At 50.2% G+C, this 15,682-nt stretch carries 12 protein-coding genes; all 12 read right to left on the reverse strand.

Annotated elements, in window-relative coordinates:
- Position 1: 1 nt before the first annotated feature.
- Positions 2–988 (reverse strand): DHH family phosphoesterase, encoded by a 987-nt coding sequence (locus ACFQZE_RS05945; RefSeq protein WP_379355532.1) that lies wholly within the window; start codon positions 986–988, stop codon positions 2–4.
- Positions 988–1,344, reverse strand: a complete 357-nt coding sequence (gene rbfA / locus ACFQZE_RS05950; RefSeq protein WP_379354637.1) for a 30S ribosome-binding factor RbfA — start codon at positions 1,342–1,344, stop codon at positions 988–990. Before rbfA ends, ACFQZE_RS05945 begins: the two co-directional genes overlap by 1 nt.
- Before the next feature lie 7 nt (positions 1,345–1,351).
- A complete protein-coding gene (gene infB / locus ACFQZE_RS05955) occupies positions 1,352–4,120 on the reverse strand; it encodes a translation initiation factor IF-2 (protein WP_379354639.1) in 2,769 nt (922 codons plus the stop codon).
- Positions 4,089–4,442 carry a L7Ae/L30e/S12e/Gadd45 family ribosomal protein gene (locus ACFQZE_RS05960; protein ID WP_379354641.1) on the reverse strand — a complete coding sequence of 118 codons (354 nt, stop codon included), beginning with the start codon at positions 4,440–4,442 and terminating at the stop codon, positions 4,089–4,091. The genes infB and ACFQZE_RS05960 overlap by 32 nt, the downstream gene beginning before the upstream one ends.
- Positions 4,429–4,743, reverse strand: coding sequence for an RNase P modulator RnpM (gene rnpM / locus ACFQZE_RS05965; protein WP_379354643.1), 315 nt, complete (start codon positions 4,741–4,743; stop codon positions 4,429–4,431). Before rnpM ends, ACFQZE_RS05960 begins: the two co-directional genes overlap by 14 nt.
- A 36-nt stretch (positions 4,744–4,779) precedes the next feature.
- Entirely contained in the window at positions 4,780–5,877 is a 1,098-nt protein-coding gene (gene nusA, locus ACFQZE_RS05970; protein WP_379354645.1) for a transcription termination factor NusA, read from the reverse strand.
- Positions 5,878–5,913: 36 nt separating this feature from the next.
- The gene (gene rimP / locus ACFQZE_RS05975; RefSeq protein ID WP_379354648.1) at positions 5,914–6,375 is read right to left on the reverse strand and encodes a ribosome maturation factor RimP; all 462 of its coding nucleotides are present in this window, start codon (positions 6,373–6,375) and stop codon (positions 5,914–5,916) included.
- Positions 6,376–6,544: 169 nt separating this feature from the next.
- Positions 6,545–10,858 carry a PolC-type DNA polymerase III gene (locus tag ACFQZE_RS05980; protein ID WP_379354650.1) on the reverse strand — a complete coding sequence of 1,438 codons (4,314 nt, stop codon included), beginning with the start codon at positions 10,856–10,858 and terminating at the stop codon, positions 6,545–6,547.
- A gap of 39 nt (positions 10,859–10,897) precedes the next feature.
- Complete coding sequence (gene proS, locus ACFQZE_RS05985; protein ID WP_379354652.1) at positions 10,898–12,346, reverse strand: proline--tRNA ligase; 1,449 nt, start codon at positions 12,344–12,346, stop codon at positions 10,898–10,900.
- 10 nt (positions 12,347–12,356) lie between these two features.
- Positions 12,357–13,631 carry an RIP metalloprotease RseP gene (rseP, locus tag ACFQZE_RS05990; RefSeq protein WP_379354654.1) on the reverse strand — a complete coding sequence of 425 codons (1,275 nt, stop codon included), beginning with the start codon at positions 13,629–13,631 and terminating at the stop codon, positions 12,357–12,359.
- An 88-nt stretch (positions 13,632–13,719) separates the two neighbouring features.
- Positions 13,720–14,859: a 1-deoxy-D-xylulose-5-phosphate reductoisomerase gene (locus ACFQZE_RS05995; RefSeq protein ID WP_379354657.1), complete on the reverse strand. Its 1,140-nt coding sequence runs from the start codon at positions 14,857–14,859 to the stop codon at positions 13,720–13,722.
- A 19-nt stretch (positions 14,860–14,878) separates the two neighbouring features.
- The gene (locus ACFQZE_RS06000; protein ID WP_379354659.1) at positions 14,879–15,673 is read right to left on the reverse strand and encodes a phosphatidate cytidylyltransferase; all 795 of its coding nucleotides are present in this window, start codon (positions 15,671–15,673) and stop codon (positions 14,879–14,881) included.
- Positions 15,674–15,682 lie beyond the last annotated feature (9 nt).

A 15,682-nucleotide genomic window follows, 5' to 3' on the forward strand; every position in this document is an offset into this window, starting at 1 on the left:
TTTATATCAACGCCTTTCTGACCTCTTCCACCAGCATGGCGATGGATGGTTGCAGGGGACCATCGATTCTACAGCCCGCAGCACGAACATGTCCGCCGCCGCCAAGCGATTGCGCGATAGCCGCCACATCCGCTTTCCCAGCGGAACGAAGGCTTGCCTTGACTCCTCCGTCGGACGTTTCTTTAAACAAGATGCCAACTTCCACGCCGTCAACGTTAAGTGCGTAGTTTACGATTCCTTCCAAATCTTCCGGAACGGCACCGCAATCGCTCAAATCGTTTTTGCCGATAAACACCCAGCCGATTTTGCAATCTTCGCTAAACGTCAGCCGGTTAAGCGCAAGCTGAAGCAGCTTCAGCTTGGCCAAAGTCATCTTTTCAAGGAGATGATCGGCAAGCTGGCTGCCGGAAACGCCTGTATCCAGAAGGCGAGCCGCAATTTCCATCACCCGCGGACTCGTGTTGGAATAACGAAATCCGCCCGTATCTGTCAGCAGACCGGTGTAAATCGCAGTCGCACAGTCCAAATCAGGGGTGAAACCCGCTTTTAAAATTAAATCGTACAATATTTCAACGGTAGCGGCGGCATCGGATTTGATTAAATTGACCGTTCCAAAATCGTTATTCGTCGGATGATGATCAATGTTAAGCAGCTTGCAGCCTTCTGGGAAAAGAGCAGACACTTCGCCAATCCGGCGAAAATCGGCGCAATCCACCGCAATGACCGCATCAAATTGAAGCTCGGGACGCCCGTTTTTTAAAGATAAGATTCCTTCGAATCCTTTTAAATAGCTTAGACGGGAAGGCAACTCGCTTTCATTGATAAGCGTAGCCGTTTTCCCCATCTTCTCCAGCAGCCAGGCTGCCGCGACAGTAGAACTAATCGCATCGCCGTCAGGCTGAACATGAGACACGACAAGGAATGAAGCATTGTCCTTTAAAAAGTCCAATGCCTCATCCAGCGCCAATCGATAGGTTGTATCACTCATCACTTGCTGTCGTTCCCTTGATTGATTTCGCCAAGCAGCGATTCAATCCGGCTGCCGTATTCGATACTGCTGTCAAACTTGAACAACAGCTCAGGCGTATGACGCAGCTTCATTCGCTTGCCAAGCTCGGATCGCAAAAATCCGTTTGCGCTGGCAAGTGCCTTCAGCGTCGCTTCCTTCTGCTCGTCGCTGCCCAGCACGCTCAAATAGATACGGGCTTGCGACAAGTCGCTTGTCGTTTCAACGCCTGTTACCGTAATAAAACCGATCCGGGGATCTTTAAGTTCTTGTTGAATAATTTGGCTCAGCTCTTTTTTAATTTGCTCGCTGACCCGTCCTACTCGGATTTTTGCCATGCGCAAATCACCTCTCTACCGTTTCCATGACAAACGCTTCAATAACGTCTCCCTCTTTAATATCGCTAAAGCGCTCCAGCGTTATACCGCATTCGTAGCCTTGCGACACTTCTTTGGCGTCGTCTTTAAACCGTTTCAGGGAATCGATCTTGCCTGTATAAACCACAATGCCGCCGCGGATAACTCTTGCTTCCGAGTTACGCGAAATTTTGCCGTCCGTAATCATGGAGCCTGCGATAGCGCCGACTTTGGTTACTTTAAACACATTACGCACTTCGGCGTGGCCTGTGACCACTTCTTTATAAATCGGATCCAGCATGCCCTTCATCGCTTGCTCGATCTCATCAATTACGTTGTAAATAACGCGGTGCATCCGTACGTCAACTTTCTCTTGAGCGATCGTCGCTTCCGCTTGCGGATCCGGACGAACGTTAAAGCCGATGACGATCGCATTGGATGCAGAAGCCAAAATAATATCGGATTCCGTAATCGCACCTACGCCGTTGTGAATAATTTTGACGCGTACGCCTTCGATGTCGATTTTCGCCAAGGAGCCTTTAAGCGCCTCTGCAGAACCTTGTACGTCCGCTTTAATAATGACGTTCAGGTCTTTAATTTCGCCATCTTTAATGTGGCTGTAAAGATCGTCAAGCGTAACGCGCGTATTGGCGCCCATTTCCGACTGGCGGTGCTTGATCGAACGACGGTCTGCAATCGCACGCGCTTTGCGCTCGTCTTCGAACACCATAAACGGATCGCCCGCTTGTGGAACCTCTGTCAAACCTGTAATTTCAATCGGCGTGGAAGGTCCCGCTTCTTTCAAGCGGCGTCCACGGTCGTTCACCATTGCTCTTACACGGCCGAAGCAGTTGCCAGCAACAAACGCGTCGCCGATTTTCAGCGTTCCGTGCTGCACAAGGATACGTGCGACAGGACCTTTGCCTTTGTCCAGCTCAGCCTCGATGACCGTCGCGCGAGCGCGCTTGTTCGGATTTGCTTTGTATTCGTTCACTTCGGATACAAGCAAAATCATCTCAAGCAAACCTTCCAAGTTGATGCGCTGCTTAGCCGACACTTCAACAAAGATCGTGTCGCCGCCCCACTCTTCAGGCACTAGCTCATATTCAGTCATCTCTTGCTTAATTTTATCAGGGTTCGCTTCCGGCTTATCGATTTTGTTAACCGCTACGATAATCGGAACTCCTGCCGCTTTGGCATGGTTGATCGCTTCAACGGTTTGCGGCATGATGCCGTCATCCGCTGCAACGACAATAATCGTAATATCCGTTACTTGAGCGCCGCGAGCACGCATAAGCGTAAACGCTTCGTGGCCCGGAGTATCCAGGAACGTAATTTTTTTGTTGTTGATTTCAACTTGATAAGCGCCGATATGCTGCGTAATGCCGCCAGCTTCTCCGCCGGTAACATTCGTTTTGCGGATGGCGTCCAGCAAAGTCGTTTTGCCGTGGTCGACGTGACCCATAATCGTTACAACTGGAGGACGAACGACCAAATTTTCTTCTTCGTCCGTTTCTTCCACCGTTTCGAAGGAATCCTCTTCCACCGGAATTTTCACTTCAACTTCAACGCCATATTCACCGGCAATCAGCAAAATAGCGTCCATGTCGATTTCTTGGTTAATCGTTGCCATTACGCCTAGGAATAGAAGCTTTTTGATGACTTCAGAAGCGTCTTTATGAAGCAGCTTCGCGAGGTCGCCTACCGTCAGCGTGCCGCGGACGATAATCTTTTTAGGCGTATTGTCGATCTTCTCGCGTGGTGGCTGAGAAGAATGGCCTTTGCCGCCTTTCCCTTTGCCGCCGCGATAGTTGTTTCTGCCGTTGCCGCCGCCAAATCCAGAACGTCCGTCTTCAAAACGTTTCTGGCCTTGGTTGTTGTTGTTGCCTCTGCCGTTTTTGTTGCCGTCGGAACCACCACGACCTTGAGCAGGTCTGTTGCTCGTATCAAAGCCGCGGCTTTGACCTTGTGGAGCAGCCGGAGCCGGACGGGAGCCGAAGGACGAAGAGCCTTGACCACTGCGATTAGCATTGCCCCCTTGACCGCCCCCAGAAGAAGGGCCTCTTCCGCCGCCACTGCCTCCTTGGCCGCCGCTGAAACCTGGACGATTGCCGCCGCCGGTAGAGGAGGATTGTCCCGGACGACTAGACGACTGTCCGAAAGAACGGTTGCCTTGGCTTCCTCCCTGGCCGCCTTGACCGCCGGATGGGCGATTTTGTCCACCTTGACCTTGCGGACGGTTTTGCCCGCCGCCGCCTTGGCCTTGCGGACGGTTGCCGTAACTACCGCCTTGCTGGCCTTGACCTTGCGGACGATTGCTTTGGCCTTGGCCGGAAGGACGGCTTTGGCTTTGGTTTTGGGATTGAGGTCTTTGTTCACGCTGCTGTTCTGTTGTTTGAGTTTTCGTATTGTTCGTATTAATAGAGTTCGTAGTCCCCTGTCTGTCTTGAGTAGTTTGTTTTTCGACTTGCGGTCCAGGCTGGCTTGGAGCAGCTTGCGGACGGGCCGCCGCCGTAGAAACGGATGGGCCGCCGCCTTCTTGCGCACGTTTAGCTGCCGCATTTGCTTTGATATCCCGGAAAAAACCTTCCACCTTATGCACCATTTCGTTTTCCATGACGCTCATATGGTTGTTAACGGGCAAGCTCAGCCTTTTAAGAATCGTAATAATTTCTTTGCTGCTCATATTAAGCGATTTGGCATATTCGTAAACGCGCAGCTTATCTTTATTGTCCTTGCTGTCCTGTTTGTTGCTCAATAGGATCCACCTCCGTATTTTGGCTCAGATGACTACCAATCATTTTTCCGAATTGCATGTCGGTGACTGCCAGAACGACGCGTTCGGGCTTGCCAATCGCCTTCCCCAGCTGCTCACGATCGAATGCTTCGGCGAGTTGTATTCCGTAGGTGCCGCATTTATCTTGAAATTTTTTCTTTGTGTTGTCGGACGCGTCACCGGCAATAATGACCAGATGGGCTTTTTTTGCCCGGACCGCTTTCAGCACCGTTTCGTCGCCAGTAACCAGCTTGCCCGCCCGCATTGCCATTCCTAGCGCAGACAGCGCCTTATTCGGCTTCATCTTGCACCAGCTCCTTGGCTGCGATGAACTGCTCTTCCACCGCGATAAATTCATGTTCCAATTGATCGTATATCGACTCGCCGACAGGCTGCTTCAGCGCCCGGTCAAGCGCCTTCGTCTTTTTCGCCAGTTTGAAACAGCTTACTTTGCCGCATAAATATGCGCCGCGACCCGATTTCTTCCCAGTCAGGTCGATGCCGACCTCACCATCCGGCGTGCGCACGACACGAATAAGCTCCTTCTTCGGCATCATTTCTTGGCAAGCGACGCATTTGCGAAGCGGTACTTTCCTCGGTCTCAACGTACACCCTCCTTTGCCGCATGGCGAATTGTCCTGTTAGTCGAAGGAAACGGAATCTTGATGCATGGTTCCCGTCGTTGTTTTCGAACGGCCATACTCCTGCTCTGCCTGCGTTTCGCTTTTAATATCGATTTTCCAGCCAGTCAGCTTGGCTGCCAGTCTGGCATTTTGCCCTTTAATGCCGATCGCAAGCGACAATTGATAATCCGGCACAATAACTCTGGCCATCTTCTCTTGTTCAAATACGATCACTTCCAGCACTTTGGAAGGGCTCAGCGCATTAGCCACATATTCCTCAACGTTTTCGGACCAGCGCACGATATCGATTTTTTCGCCTTTCAGCTCGTTCACGATCGTTTGTACGCGCATTCCCTTTTGGCCGACGCAAGAGCCAACGGGATCGACTTCGTCATTGCGGGAATGTACGGCGATTTTGGAACGGAAGCCCGCTTCCCTTGCAACCGAGCGAATTTCAACGACGCCGTCGTAAATTTCCGGAACCTCAAGCTCGAAAAGACGTTTCAACAAACCTGGGTGCGTACGGGATAAAATGATTTGAGGGCCTTTTGTCGTATTTTCCACTTTTGTAATAAACGACTTTACACGATCGCCGTGCTTGAACTTGTCCGTCGGCATCAGCTCGGTCAGCGGCAAAACTGCCTCCACTTTACCCAAATCAACAAACAGGTTACGCACGTCCTGGCGCTGCACGATGCCGTTGACAATATCTTCTTCCTTATCGATAAAAGCGTTGTAAATCAAACCGCGCTCCGCCTCGCGAATGCGCTGCGTAACGACCTGCTTAGCCGTCTGTGCGGCAATGCGGCCGAAATCTCTAGGCGTAACTTCAATTTCCGCTACGTCGTCGAGCTGATAATGCGGATTTACTTCACGGGACGCTTCCACCGTAATTTCGAGCCGCGGATCGAGCACTTCGTCTACGACCGTTTTGCGGGCGTAAACTTTAATGACGCCAGTATGGCGGTTAATGTCTACCCTTACGTTTTGTGCAGTGTTGAAATTGCGTTTATAGCTGGAAATAAGAGCCGCTTCGATCGCTTCCAGAAGCACATCCTTCGCAATCCCTTTATCTCTTTCGATTTCCTGCAAAGCTTCGATAAAATCCATACTCATTGGAACGAAGTTCCCCCTTTCATAAATAGAAACAAATTAGAATTTAATCGCCAGTCTAGCGCTAGCCACTTTTTCGTAAGGAATGAGGTGTTTCTTTTTGCCGACTTCAACCTGAGCCTGCTCGCCATCAAAAGAAACAAGCGTTCCTTCGAACTCCTTCAATCCGCCGATCGGCTCATATGTAGTGACAAAAACATATTTTCCAATCGCCTTGCGGACATCATCGGCCTTCTTCAACGGTCTCTCCGCTCCTGGCGAGGACACCTCAAGGAAATAAGCTCCGGAAATAGGATCATTTTGGTCAAGCTGTTCGCTGACGTATTCGCTAATACGTCCGCATTCGTCGATGTCGATGCCGCCATCCTTATCTACAAAAATGCGCAGAAACCAGTTGCTGCCTTCCTTGATATATTCAATGTCGACCAGTTCAAAGCCATTGTCATTGAGAAAAGGCAGAACCATAGCCTCAATGGCGGATTTGATAGTGGATGTGCTCAAGTTTAATTGACCTCCTGTATAGGCTCTAAGAATGGATAACTTTCCTAATACAAAACGTAAAGAGTGGGTTTCCCCACTCTTCTGCATCAAGATTCTATCCTCATCATTGCCACAAAAATTATATCATAATCGCATAAACGTGACAAGAAATGATTTCTAGCCGGCAAGGTTAAAACAAGGACAGCTGATTGGATTCCGGCAAGCCGCGGAAGCAGCCCATTCCGCCAAGCACCTCAATAATCGTTTTGGTTGCTTTCGATTTCATTTGGAAATCTTCGACCGAAAGAAACTCTCCGCTCTCGCGTGCAGCGGCGATGTTGCGGGCAGCGTTGTCGCCTATTCCGGCAATAGCTGCAAACGGAGGAATTAAGGAATCCCCGTCCACTTGGAATTTAACCGCGTCAGAGCGGTAAAGATCAATCGGCTTAAACGAAAAGCCTCGTGCCGTCATCTCCAGCGACATTTCCAGCTGCGACACCATATTTTTTTCTTTCGGCAGCGCGTTGAATCCTTTCGCCTCGATTTCAGCAAGTTTGCGCAAAATGGCATCGTAGCCTTGGCACAGCAGCTCCAAATCGAAATCGTCTGCACGAACGGTAAAATAAGTCGCGTAATATTCAATCGGATGATAAAGCTTAAAATAGGCGGTCCGCACGGCGGAAATAACGTAAGCGGCGGCATGCGCCTTCGGAAACATGTATTCGATCCGCAAACAGGAATCGATGTACCATTGCGGAACTTTGCAACGCTTCATCTCATCGATCCATTCCTGCGTGAGCCCTTTGCCCTTACGAACGCTTTCCGTAATTTTAAACGCCAGCCCGGCATCCATACCCGCTTTATAAATGAGATAAAGCATAATGTCGTCGCGGCAGCCGATTACGGTTTTAATATTGCAAGTGCCGTTTTTGATCAACTCTTGCGCATTGCCAAGCCAAACGCCCGTTCCATGGGACAATCCCGATATTTGTAGCAAATCGGCAAAGGAGGACGGCTGCGTCTCTTGCAGCATCTGACGGACAAACTTGGTGCCCATCTCCGGCACGCCGTAAGTCGCAACGGACGACTTGATTTTCTCAGGCATGACACCGAGCGCCTTCGTCGAGTTGAACATGCTCATCACTTTCGGATCGTTCATCGGAATCGTCGTCGGATCGACACCGGTAAGGTCTTGCAGCATCCGCATCATCGTCGGATCGTCATGACCTAGAATATCGAGCTTCAGCAAATTTTCGTCAAAGGCGTGATAGTCGAAATGGGTCGTCTTCCACTCCGCGGACACATCGTCCGCCGGATATTGAACCGGCGTTACATCCTCAACCTCAATATAATCCGGAACAACAACGATGCCGCCTGGATGCTGGCCCGTACTGCGCTTAACGCCGGTACAGCCGCTAGCGAGCCTCGCAAGCTCCGCTCCGCGCCACTTTTTTTGATGCTCTTCTTCATACTTTTTGGCGAAGCCGTAAGCCGTCTTCTCCGCAACGGTGCCGATTGTTCCGGCTCTGAAAACGTTTTTTTCGCCGAATAGAACCTTTGTATAGTTATGGGCAACGGGCTGATATTCGCCGGAGAAGTTAAGATCGATATCGGGTACCTTATCCCCTTTGAACCCAAGGAACGTTTCGAACGGAATGTCCTGCCCTTCACCCTTCATCGTTTTGCCGCATTCCGGGCAAGCCTTGTCCGGCAAGTCGAAGCCGCTTGGCACGCTTCCGTCCAGGAACCATTCGCTGTGCTTGCAATTCGAATCCAGGCACAAATAATGGGCAGGCAGCGGGTTAACCTCGGATATGCCAAGGAAAGTCGCTACGACTGATGAGCCGACAGAACCCCTGGAACCAACCAGATAGCCGTCGCTGTTGGACTTTTTCACCAGCTTTTCGGAAATGAGATAGTTGGCCGAGAAGCGGTATTTAATAATAGGAACAAGTTCTTTCTCAAGACGGTCAATGACCACTTGCGGCAAGTTTTCCCCGTACATCGATTTGGCTGTATCGTAGCACGTATTCCGAATTTCTTCGTCCGCCCCTTCAATATTCGGCGTAAACAGCTCTCTCGGGAACATGTCGTACGCCTCGAAACGGTCGGCGAGAGCTGCCGTATTTGTGACAACAACTTCAAACGCTCGCGCTTCGCCCAAAAAGGCGAATTCCTTCAGCATCTCATCGGTCGTCCGCAGATGCGCGTCCGGCTTCCGCTGACTTTTCAGCGGGCTGAAGCCGGTAATGCCATGTATCGTAATGTCGCGGTACATTTTGTCGCGCGGGTTCAAATAATGGACGTTGCCGGTTGCAATGATCGGCTTGCCAAGCTCATCCCCGATTTCGCAAATGCGCCGCATGGCGCCCTCAAGCTCGGCACGGCTGCCCACAAGCCCCTTATCAACGAGATGCATATAAAAGTCAAGCGGCTGAATTTCCAGCACATCGTAAAATTCCGCAACATCCTTTGCTTCTTCCTGCGATTTGTTCAGTACCGACTCAAAAAATTCACCCTTTTCGCAGCCGGAAATGACCAGCAGCCCTTCCCGAAGCGAAACAAGCTTGCTTTTCGGAATGGTAGCCACTTTTTTGAAATGCTGCGTATGGGAAAGCGAAATTAATTTGAATAAGTTCTTTTTGCCTGTTGCATTAAGAGCATATATGTTGCAATGGAACGGCCTTGCGTTGGACAAGTCGAGGCCGACATAGTCGTTGAGCTGATTCAAATCTTTAATATTCCGCTCCAAGGCGTCCCCGATAAGTCCAAACAAGACACCGCCAAGCGCAAGGGAATCGTCGATCGCACGGTGATGATTGTCGAGACTGACCTTGTATTTGTCCGCCATCGTATTAAGCCTGTGGTTTTTCATCATTGGATGCAGAAACCTTGCCAGCTCAAGCGTGTCGAGTACAGGATTGGTCACCTCAGGCAATCCGAGCGTTTTGCAGTTCGCTTGTATAAAGCCGATATCGAATCTGGCGTTGTGGGCGACCAAAACGTCATCTCCGATAAAAGCGATAAACTCGCGCAGCTTCGGTTCAAGCTCAGGCGCATCTTTAACCATATCATCGTTAATATTCGTCAACTGCTGAATATGATACGGAATTTTTTCATGCGGATTAATGAAGGTGGAAAATCGGTCGACTTCTTTCCCCTCATGCATCCTTACGCCCGCAAGCTCAATAATTTTGTTATTGACGACGGACAAACCTGTTGTTTCTATATCAAATACAACGTAAGTGCCTGCTGCCAAAGGCTCGGGACGGGAGTTCAGCACCATCGGAACGGCGTCATTAACGACATTCGCTTCCAGGCCAAACAAAACTTGTAGGCCGTGCTTTTTGGCCGCTTTGACGGCATCGGGATAACACTGCACATTGCTATGATCCGTAACCGCAATCGCCTTATGGCCCCATTTCGCAGCCAGCTTGACATATTCGCCGATCGGCGCAACCGCGTCCATCGTACTCATCGTCGTATGGAGGTGGAACTCTACCCGCTTCTGCTCGGCTTTGTCCATTCTCTCCGGCGGCGAGCCGATTTCGTGAAGGTCGTTTGGCATCATCACGAGCTCAGGCTCTTGCATAAATCGGTCGTATTCGATCCGGCCACGCGCCTTGACCCATTTCCCATTGGCAAGCTGGGACAACACTTTTACATCTTCCTTCGTTTTTGCAAACATCTTCATAGCGATGGAATCTGTAAAATCCGTTACATTGAACGTAAAAAGCGTGCTGCCGTTGCGCAGCTCTTTGACGTCGAGGCCAAATACGGCGCCTTGCACCGTTATTTTTTTCTCTTCGTCCTGAATATTCATAAGAGGTACAGCCTCTTCGCGAATGTCGTAGCCTACGGCCAACCTGACGGCTTCTTCGCCGTTATCGTCGACCGAAGATTCCACCATCGCTTCCGCCATCAGCTGCTGAACCGCTTCCCGTTCTTCCTGCTCTATCTTTTGAACAAATTGTTCGTAAATTTCTTGTCTAGGCTCGCCAACGACGAGTTTTATTTTGCAATCGCGGTCAAAATAGGTTTTGTAAAAGGAAGCGACCGCTTCATCGACCTTCTTTTTTCGGGCAAGCTCAAGTCCTGTGGAATCAAGCAACGACAAGGTTACACCGTCGCCCACCGCCTCGATGGACGCCTTCTGCAGCCAGCCGTTTACGGAAGCGATTTCCTTCTGCGCCCACTCCATAAAGAGCGGCCAATATTGCATAACAATGTTTTCCGTCTCAACAACGGGATCGTATTGAAAAATAAAAGAAGTGCTCGCAATAGCCTCGAACTTGAGGCGTACTGCCTGACAAAATCCATTATAAGCTTGTAAAGGAACCATGGACGTTTTGCGGATGCAAAACGTCCATTCCCGGTTTTCGCTGCTTACGATCACTTGATCGATATAACCATCTTGAAAATACATATGAATTAATTCTTGCGGCAAGCCCGCTTGCTGCAATAGCAGTTCAAAGCGGTGCCGCTTGTCACCGTTTTGGCTCATCGCCCTCAACTCCTGTCGATCCGAACTCTATTGAAGTTCTTAGTAAGCACGAGCAAATACGACAGTATGCTTGGCTGCGTCTCCGCATACGAGACATGTGGATTTTTGTACGGAAGGCTCAAACGGAATGTTGCGGCTTGTTGCGCCTGTCTCTTCCTTCACTTGCTTCTCGCAAGCGGCCGAGCCGCACCAGCCGGCTTCTACAAATCCGCGCTGCTCTTCCAAAAAGGCTTTCATCTCATCCAGCGTGTCTACATTGCGCGAGTTTTCCTCGCGGAATTTTTTGGCGCGAGCGAACATTTCCTGCTGCGTCTCCGCCAGCATCGCTTCCACTTCCGCAACCAAATTGTCCTGCTGAACGATCCGTTTTTCTCCCGTAATGCGGGAAACTAATACGACAACGCCGTTTTCCATATCGCGCGGTCCAAGCTCCAGACGAAGCGGAACGCCGCGCATCTCGTATTCGTTAAACTTCCAGCCTGGACTTACGTCAGAGCGGTCGTCTACGCGCACGCGCACACCGGCTTTTTTCAGTTCTGCATACAGCTCGTCCACACGGCCAACTACCTGCTCGCGCGTTTTCGCCGGTCCAATTGGAATCATAATGACTTGTGTCGGCGCCACTTTTGGAGGCAATGCCAGTCCGCGATCGTCGCCATGAACCATAATCAAAGCGCCGATCAAGCGAGTGCTGACACCCCAAGATGTGGTATGTGCAAATTGAAGCGTGTTTTCACGGTCCAAATATTTAATATCGAACGCTATCGCAAATTTGTTGCCGAGGTAATGGGAAGTGCCCGCTTGTACAGCTCGTCCATCCTTCATCATCGCTTCGATAGAGTACGTGTCCACCGCGCCGGCGAAACGCTCGGACGGCGTCTTCTCGCCTTTAATAACCGGAATCGCCAAAAACTCTTCTACAAAGCTTGTATATACTTCAAGCATTTGCATCGTTTCCCCGCGCGCCTCTTCTTCCGTCTCGTGAGCGGTGTGGCCTTCCTGCCAAAGAAACTCGCTTGTGCGAAGGAAAGGCAGAGTGCGCTTTTCCCAGCGGACGACGTTCGCCCATTGGTTAATAAGCAGCGGCAAATCGCGATACGATTGAATCCACTTCGCATACATATGTCCGAACATCGTTTCGGAAGTCGGACGAATCGCAAGACGCTCCTCCAGCTTCTCTCCGGCTGCTTCCGTTACCCAAGGCAGCTCCGGATTAAAGCCTTCGACATGCTCTTTTTCCTTTTGGAAAAAGCTCTCTGGAATAAACAGCGGGAAATATGCGTTGCGATGTCCCGTTTCCTTGAAGCGGCGATCCAAATCGCGCTGAATATTTTCCCAAATTTCATAACCCTCCGGACGGAACACAATACAGCCCCGCACCGGAGAATAATCCATTAACTCCGCCTTCTTGATGACGTCGATATACCAGCGCGAGAAATCTTCGCTTTGCGGCGTAATTTCCGTTACAAAACCTTTATCTTTAGACATAAGCGACAGACTACTCCCCTCGAACTAATCGTAAAATATCGTTGTAAGTTACTACCAGCATGAGCAGCATCAGCATCGCAAACCCGACAAAATGCACCATGCTTTCTTTGTTTGGATCAAGCGGTTTCCTTCTCACGGCCTCCAGGCCGAGGAAAAGGAGTCGGCTTCCGTCCAGCGCCGGGATCGGCAGTAAATTGAAAATTCCCAAATACAAGCTGAGCAGTGCCGTCCACGAGGTCAGCTGCGCCATTCCTTGCTTTGCGATTTCGCTCGTCATTTCGGCTGTACGTACAGGACCGCCAAGATCGTCGAGCTTGAATTGCCCTGTGATGAGCATCTTGAAGCTTTTAAAAATAAACTCTGTCGACACCTTCATCAGCTGTCCGGCTTTCGAAAACGTCTCGGTAAATGTTGCAGGACGAGTCGGCGGAGACGCACTTATCCCCACTTTTCCTATCCCTTCTTCGTTTGGCTGCGGCGTAAGCGTCAACTTATGTAACTGGCCCTCACGAATAACATTCATTTGAATCGGCACACCCGGAGATTTCCCGATGATGTCGATCATCTTCTCTAAATCGGCTCCGATTTTGACGCCGTTGACGGAATCTACAATGTCGCCTTTACGCAGATCCACACCGGCTGCGGGCATTTTTTGTTCAATCTTATTTACAATAAGCTTATCCGGATTGTCAACCGGCATTCCAGCCATTTGCACATAAACGGCATATAGGACAAACGCAAGAATAAAATTCATCAGCGGCCCGGCAAAAATGGCCATTGCCCGCTTGCGAATCGGCTTGCTTCCAAAATGCCTGTCAATCGGCGCAATCTGCGTATCTTTCCCATTCGAAATGACTAGCGCTTGCGGATGTACCGAATACCTTTCCGGCTCGCCTTCTACAAGGAGACTTATAGAAAGTTTGCGTTCCAAGTCAACTTCCGACACCTCGCCGCGAACGGTTCCCGACCGCTCGTCAAGACGATCCAAATAAATACGGGTAACGGCCCCGTCTTTCAAACGTACAGCAACCGTTTGACCCGGCTGCACTTCCACAATTTCCGGGTCTTCTCCCGCCATTCGGACAAAACCTCCGGCAGGGATAAGACGAAGCGTAAATCTCGTTTCTCCGCGCTTGACGGAAAACAGCTTGGGACCAAAACCAATGGCAAACTCCCTGACCAATATTCCCGCCCGCTTGGCGAAATAAAAGTGTCCCCACTCATGAATGGTCACAATGACAAAAAATACGAGCACGGTCATAAATATGACCTGGATCATCCCCATCGAAGTGTTTCCTCCTGTTCGTTACGGCCTGTACATAGATTATCATTATTCTCCCGCCCGATACAAGAGAACCACTTTTTCGGCATGGTCAGACCGTTGCAGCGAGCCTGCGCGCCCAGTTGTCCACTTCAGCTATAGCTTCTAAATCATTGATTTCGCAAGGATTATGGCGATCAATAACCGTCTCCAAAATACGCTCGATATCGAGAAACGTAATTTCCCCGTTTAAAAAACGGGCAACGGCTACTTCATTGGCCGCGTTAAATACCGAAGGCGAGGATTGCCCCATTTTGCCGCATTCGAATGCCATACGCAGACATGGGAATCGATTATAATCCATTTCCCTGAAATTCAGCTTGCCTATTGCCGCTAGGTTCAGCCTCTCCGTAGGAGTGGACATACGATCCGGATACGACAAAGCATATTGGATAGGTACTCGCATATCCGGCATGCCCATTTGGGCAATGACGCTATGATCTTTAAACTCTACAAAAGAATGAATGATGCTCTCCGGATGAATCAGCACTTCAATTTGATCGTAAGACAAATCGAATAACCATTTCGCTTCAATGACTTCCAGCCCTTTGTTGACCATCGTCGCGGAATCTATCGTAATTTTGGCGCCCATTGACCAGTTGGGATGATTAAGCGCCTCCGCAACAGTCACACCTTCCAGCTCCGCCCGAGTCCGGTCGCGGAACGAGCCGCCAGAGGCCGTTAGTGTAATGCCTAGCACATCGCTGCGATTTTCTCCATTCAAGCATTGATAGATAGCCGAATGCTCGCTATCCACCGGCAAGATGGCCACACCGCGCTCTTTGGCGCGTTTCATGACCAAATGCCCCGCCGTAACAAGCGTTTCCTTGTTGGCGAGTCCAATCGCTTTGCCCGCTTCAATCGCGGCAAGCGTTGCGGACAATCCGCGGCTGCCGACAATCGCCGTCACAACAGTGTCGGCATCCGTTCCTGCCGCCACTTCGATCAAGCCTTCTTCACCGTACACCACTTTTGTTCCCGGAGGCAGATGGAGCCGCGCTGAATCCGCCAACTCCTTAGTCGCAAAGCTTACGACGGACGGCTGAAACGCATTAGCCTGCTCAATTGCCAGCGCGACATTGCTGCCAGCCGACAATCCTGATATTTGATAACGTTCCGGCTGACGGCTGACAATATCCAGCGTCTGGGTTCCAATGGAACCAGTTGAACCGAGCAACGCAATTTTTTTCAAGGTTGGACCTCCCATTATGCTACACGGGGATAAGTTCTGTCAGGATCAACAGCGGAAATACAATAATCCAACTGTCGCAACGATCCAGCACGCCGCCATGTCCCGGCAGCAAGCTTCCCGTATCTTTAATATCGCGCACTCTTTTGTATGCCGATTGAATCAAATCTCCAAACTGGCCTGCAACAGCGGCTACGAGGCCAATAAGCAATGCTTTTGCAATGGATACAGTATCTGGAGCAGCCAAAGAAAACGCCAAAGCGACGATTAACGAAAGCAATACGCCTCCAACCGCTCCTTCAATCGTTTTGTTAGGACTGATCGAAGGCCACAATTTATGTTTGCCAAGAGCTCGTCCGGCAAAATAGGCTCCTACATCCGATGCCCAAATACAGCCAAAGGCCAAAAATGTCCATAATAAGCCATGTTCTGGCATTTCACGAACGGCAATCATCGCATCGAATCCATAGCCGACATAAATAGCCCCTAACAGCATAAGAGCGGCGCCGTCAATCGTTGTCCTATTTTTTGTAACGACTGTAATAGCGAGTAAAAGGAAAGCGAGCATCCACAGGATCGTCAAAGCAGAAGGAGGCTGTACGCCCCATGATTCCCATGGCAACGTAAAGTACAATACGCCGGCATAACCCAGCAGAGCGGAAGGATGTAACGGAGAGACGCCGTTCATTCGGGAATATTCTGTAAATCCGATAATGGCCAATAAGATGAGCAGCCCTGAATAAAACGCTCCTCCTATTACAGCGAGAGCAATAAAAAATGCGCCCGCAATGACACCTGTAATTAATCGTTGTCTCAATGTATGTCA

Origin of the sequence: Paenibacillus sp. GCM10027627, assembly GCF_042675505.1 — a bacterium.
Lineage (GTDB): Bacteria > Bacillota > Bacilli > Paenibacillales > Paenibacillaceae > Pristimantibacillus.

What these genes read in the sequence shown, in the direction of transcription:
- ACFQZE_RS05980 (WP_379354650.1), bottom strand. Translation starts at nt 10,858, where the DNA reads ATGAGCCAAAACGGTGACAAGCGGCACCGCTTTGAACTGCTATTGCAG.
- ACFQZE_RS05960 (WP_379354641.1), bottom strand. Translation starts at nt 4,442, where the DNA reads ATGAAGCCGAATAAGGCGCTGTCTGCGCTAGGAATGGCAATGCGGGCG.
- rseP (WP_379354654.1), bottom strand. Translation starts at nt 13,631, where the DNA reads ATGGGGATGATCCAGGTCATATTTATGACCGTGCTCGTATTTTTTGTC.
- proS (WP_379354652.1), bottom strand. Translation starts at nt 12,346, where the DNA reads ATGTCTAAAGATAAAGGTTTTGTAACGGAAATTACGCCGCAAAGCGAA.
- rbfA (WP_379354637.1), bottom strand. Translation starts at nt 1,344, where the DNA reads ATGGCAAAAATCCGAGTAGGACGGGTCAGCGAGCAAATTAAAAAAGAG.
- ACFQZE_RS05945 (WP_379355532.1), bottom strand. Translation starts at nt 988, where the DNA reads ATGAGTGATACAACCTATCGATTGGCGCTGGATGAGGCATTGGACTTT.
- nusA (WP_379354645.1), bottom strand. Translation starts at nt 5,877, where the DNA reads ATGAGTATGGATTTTATCGAAGCTTTGCAGGAAATCGAAAGAGATAAA.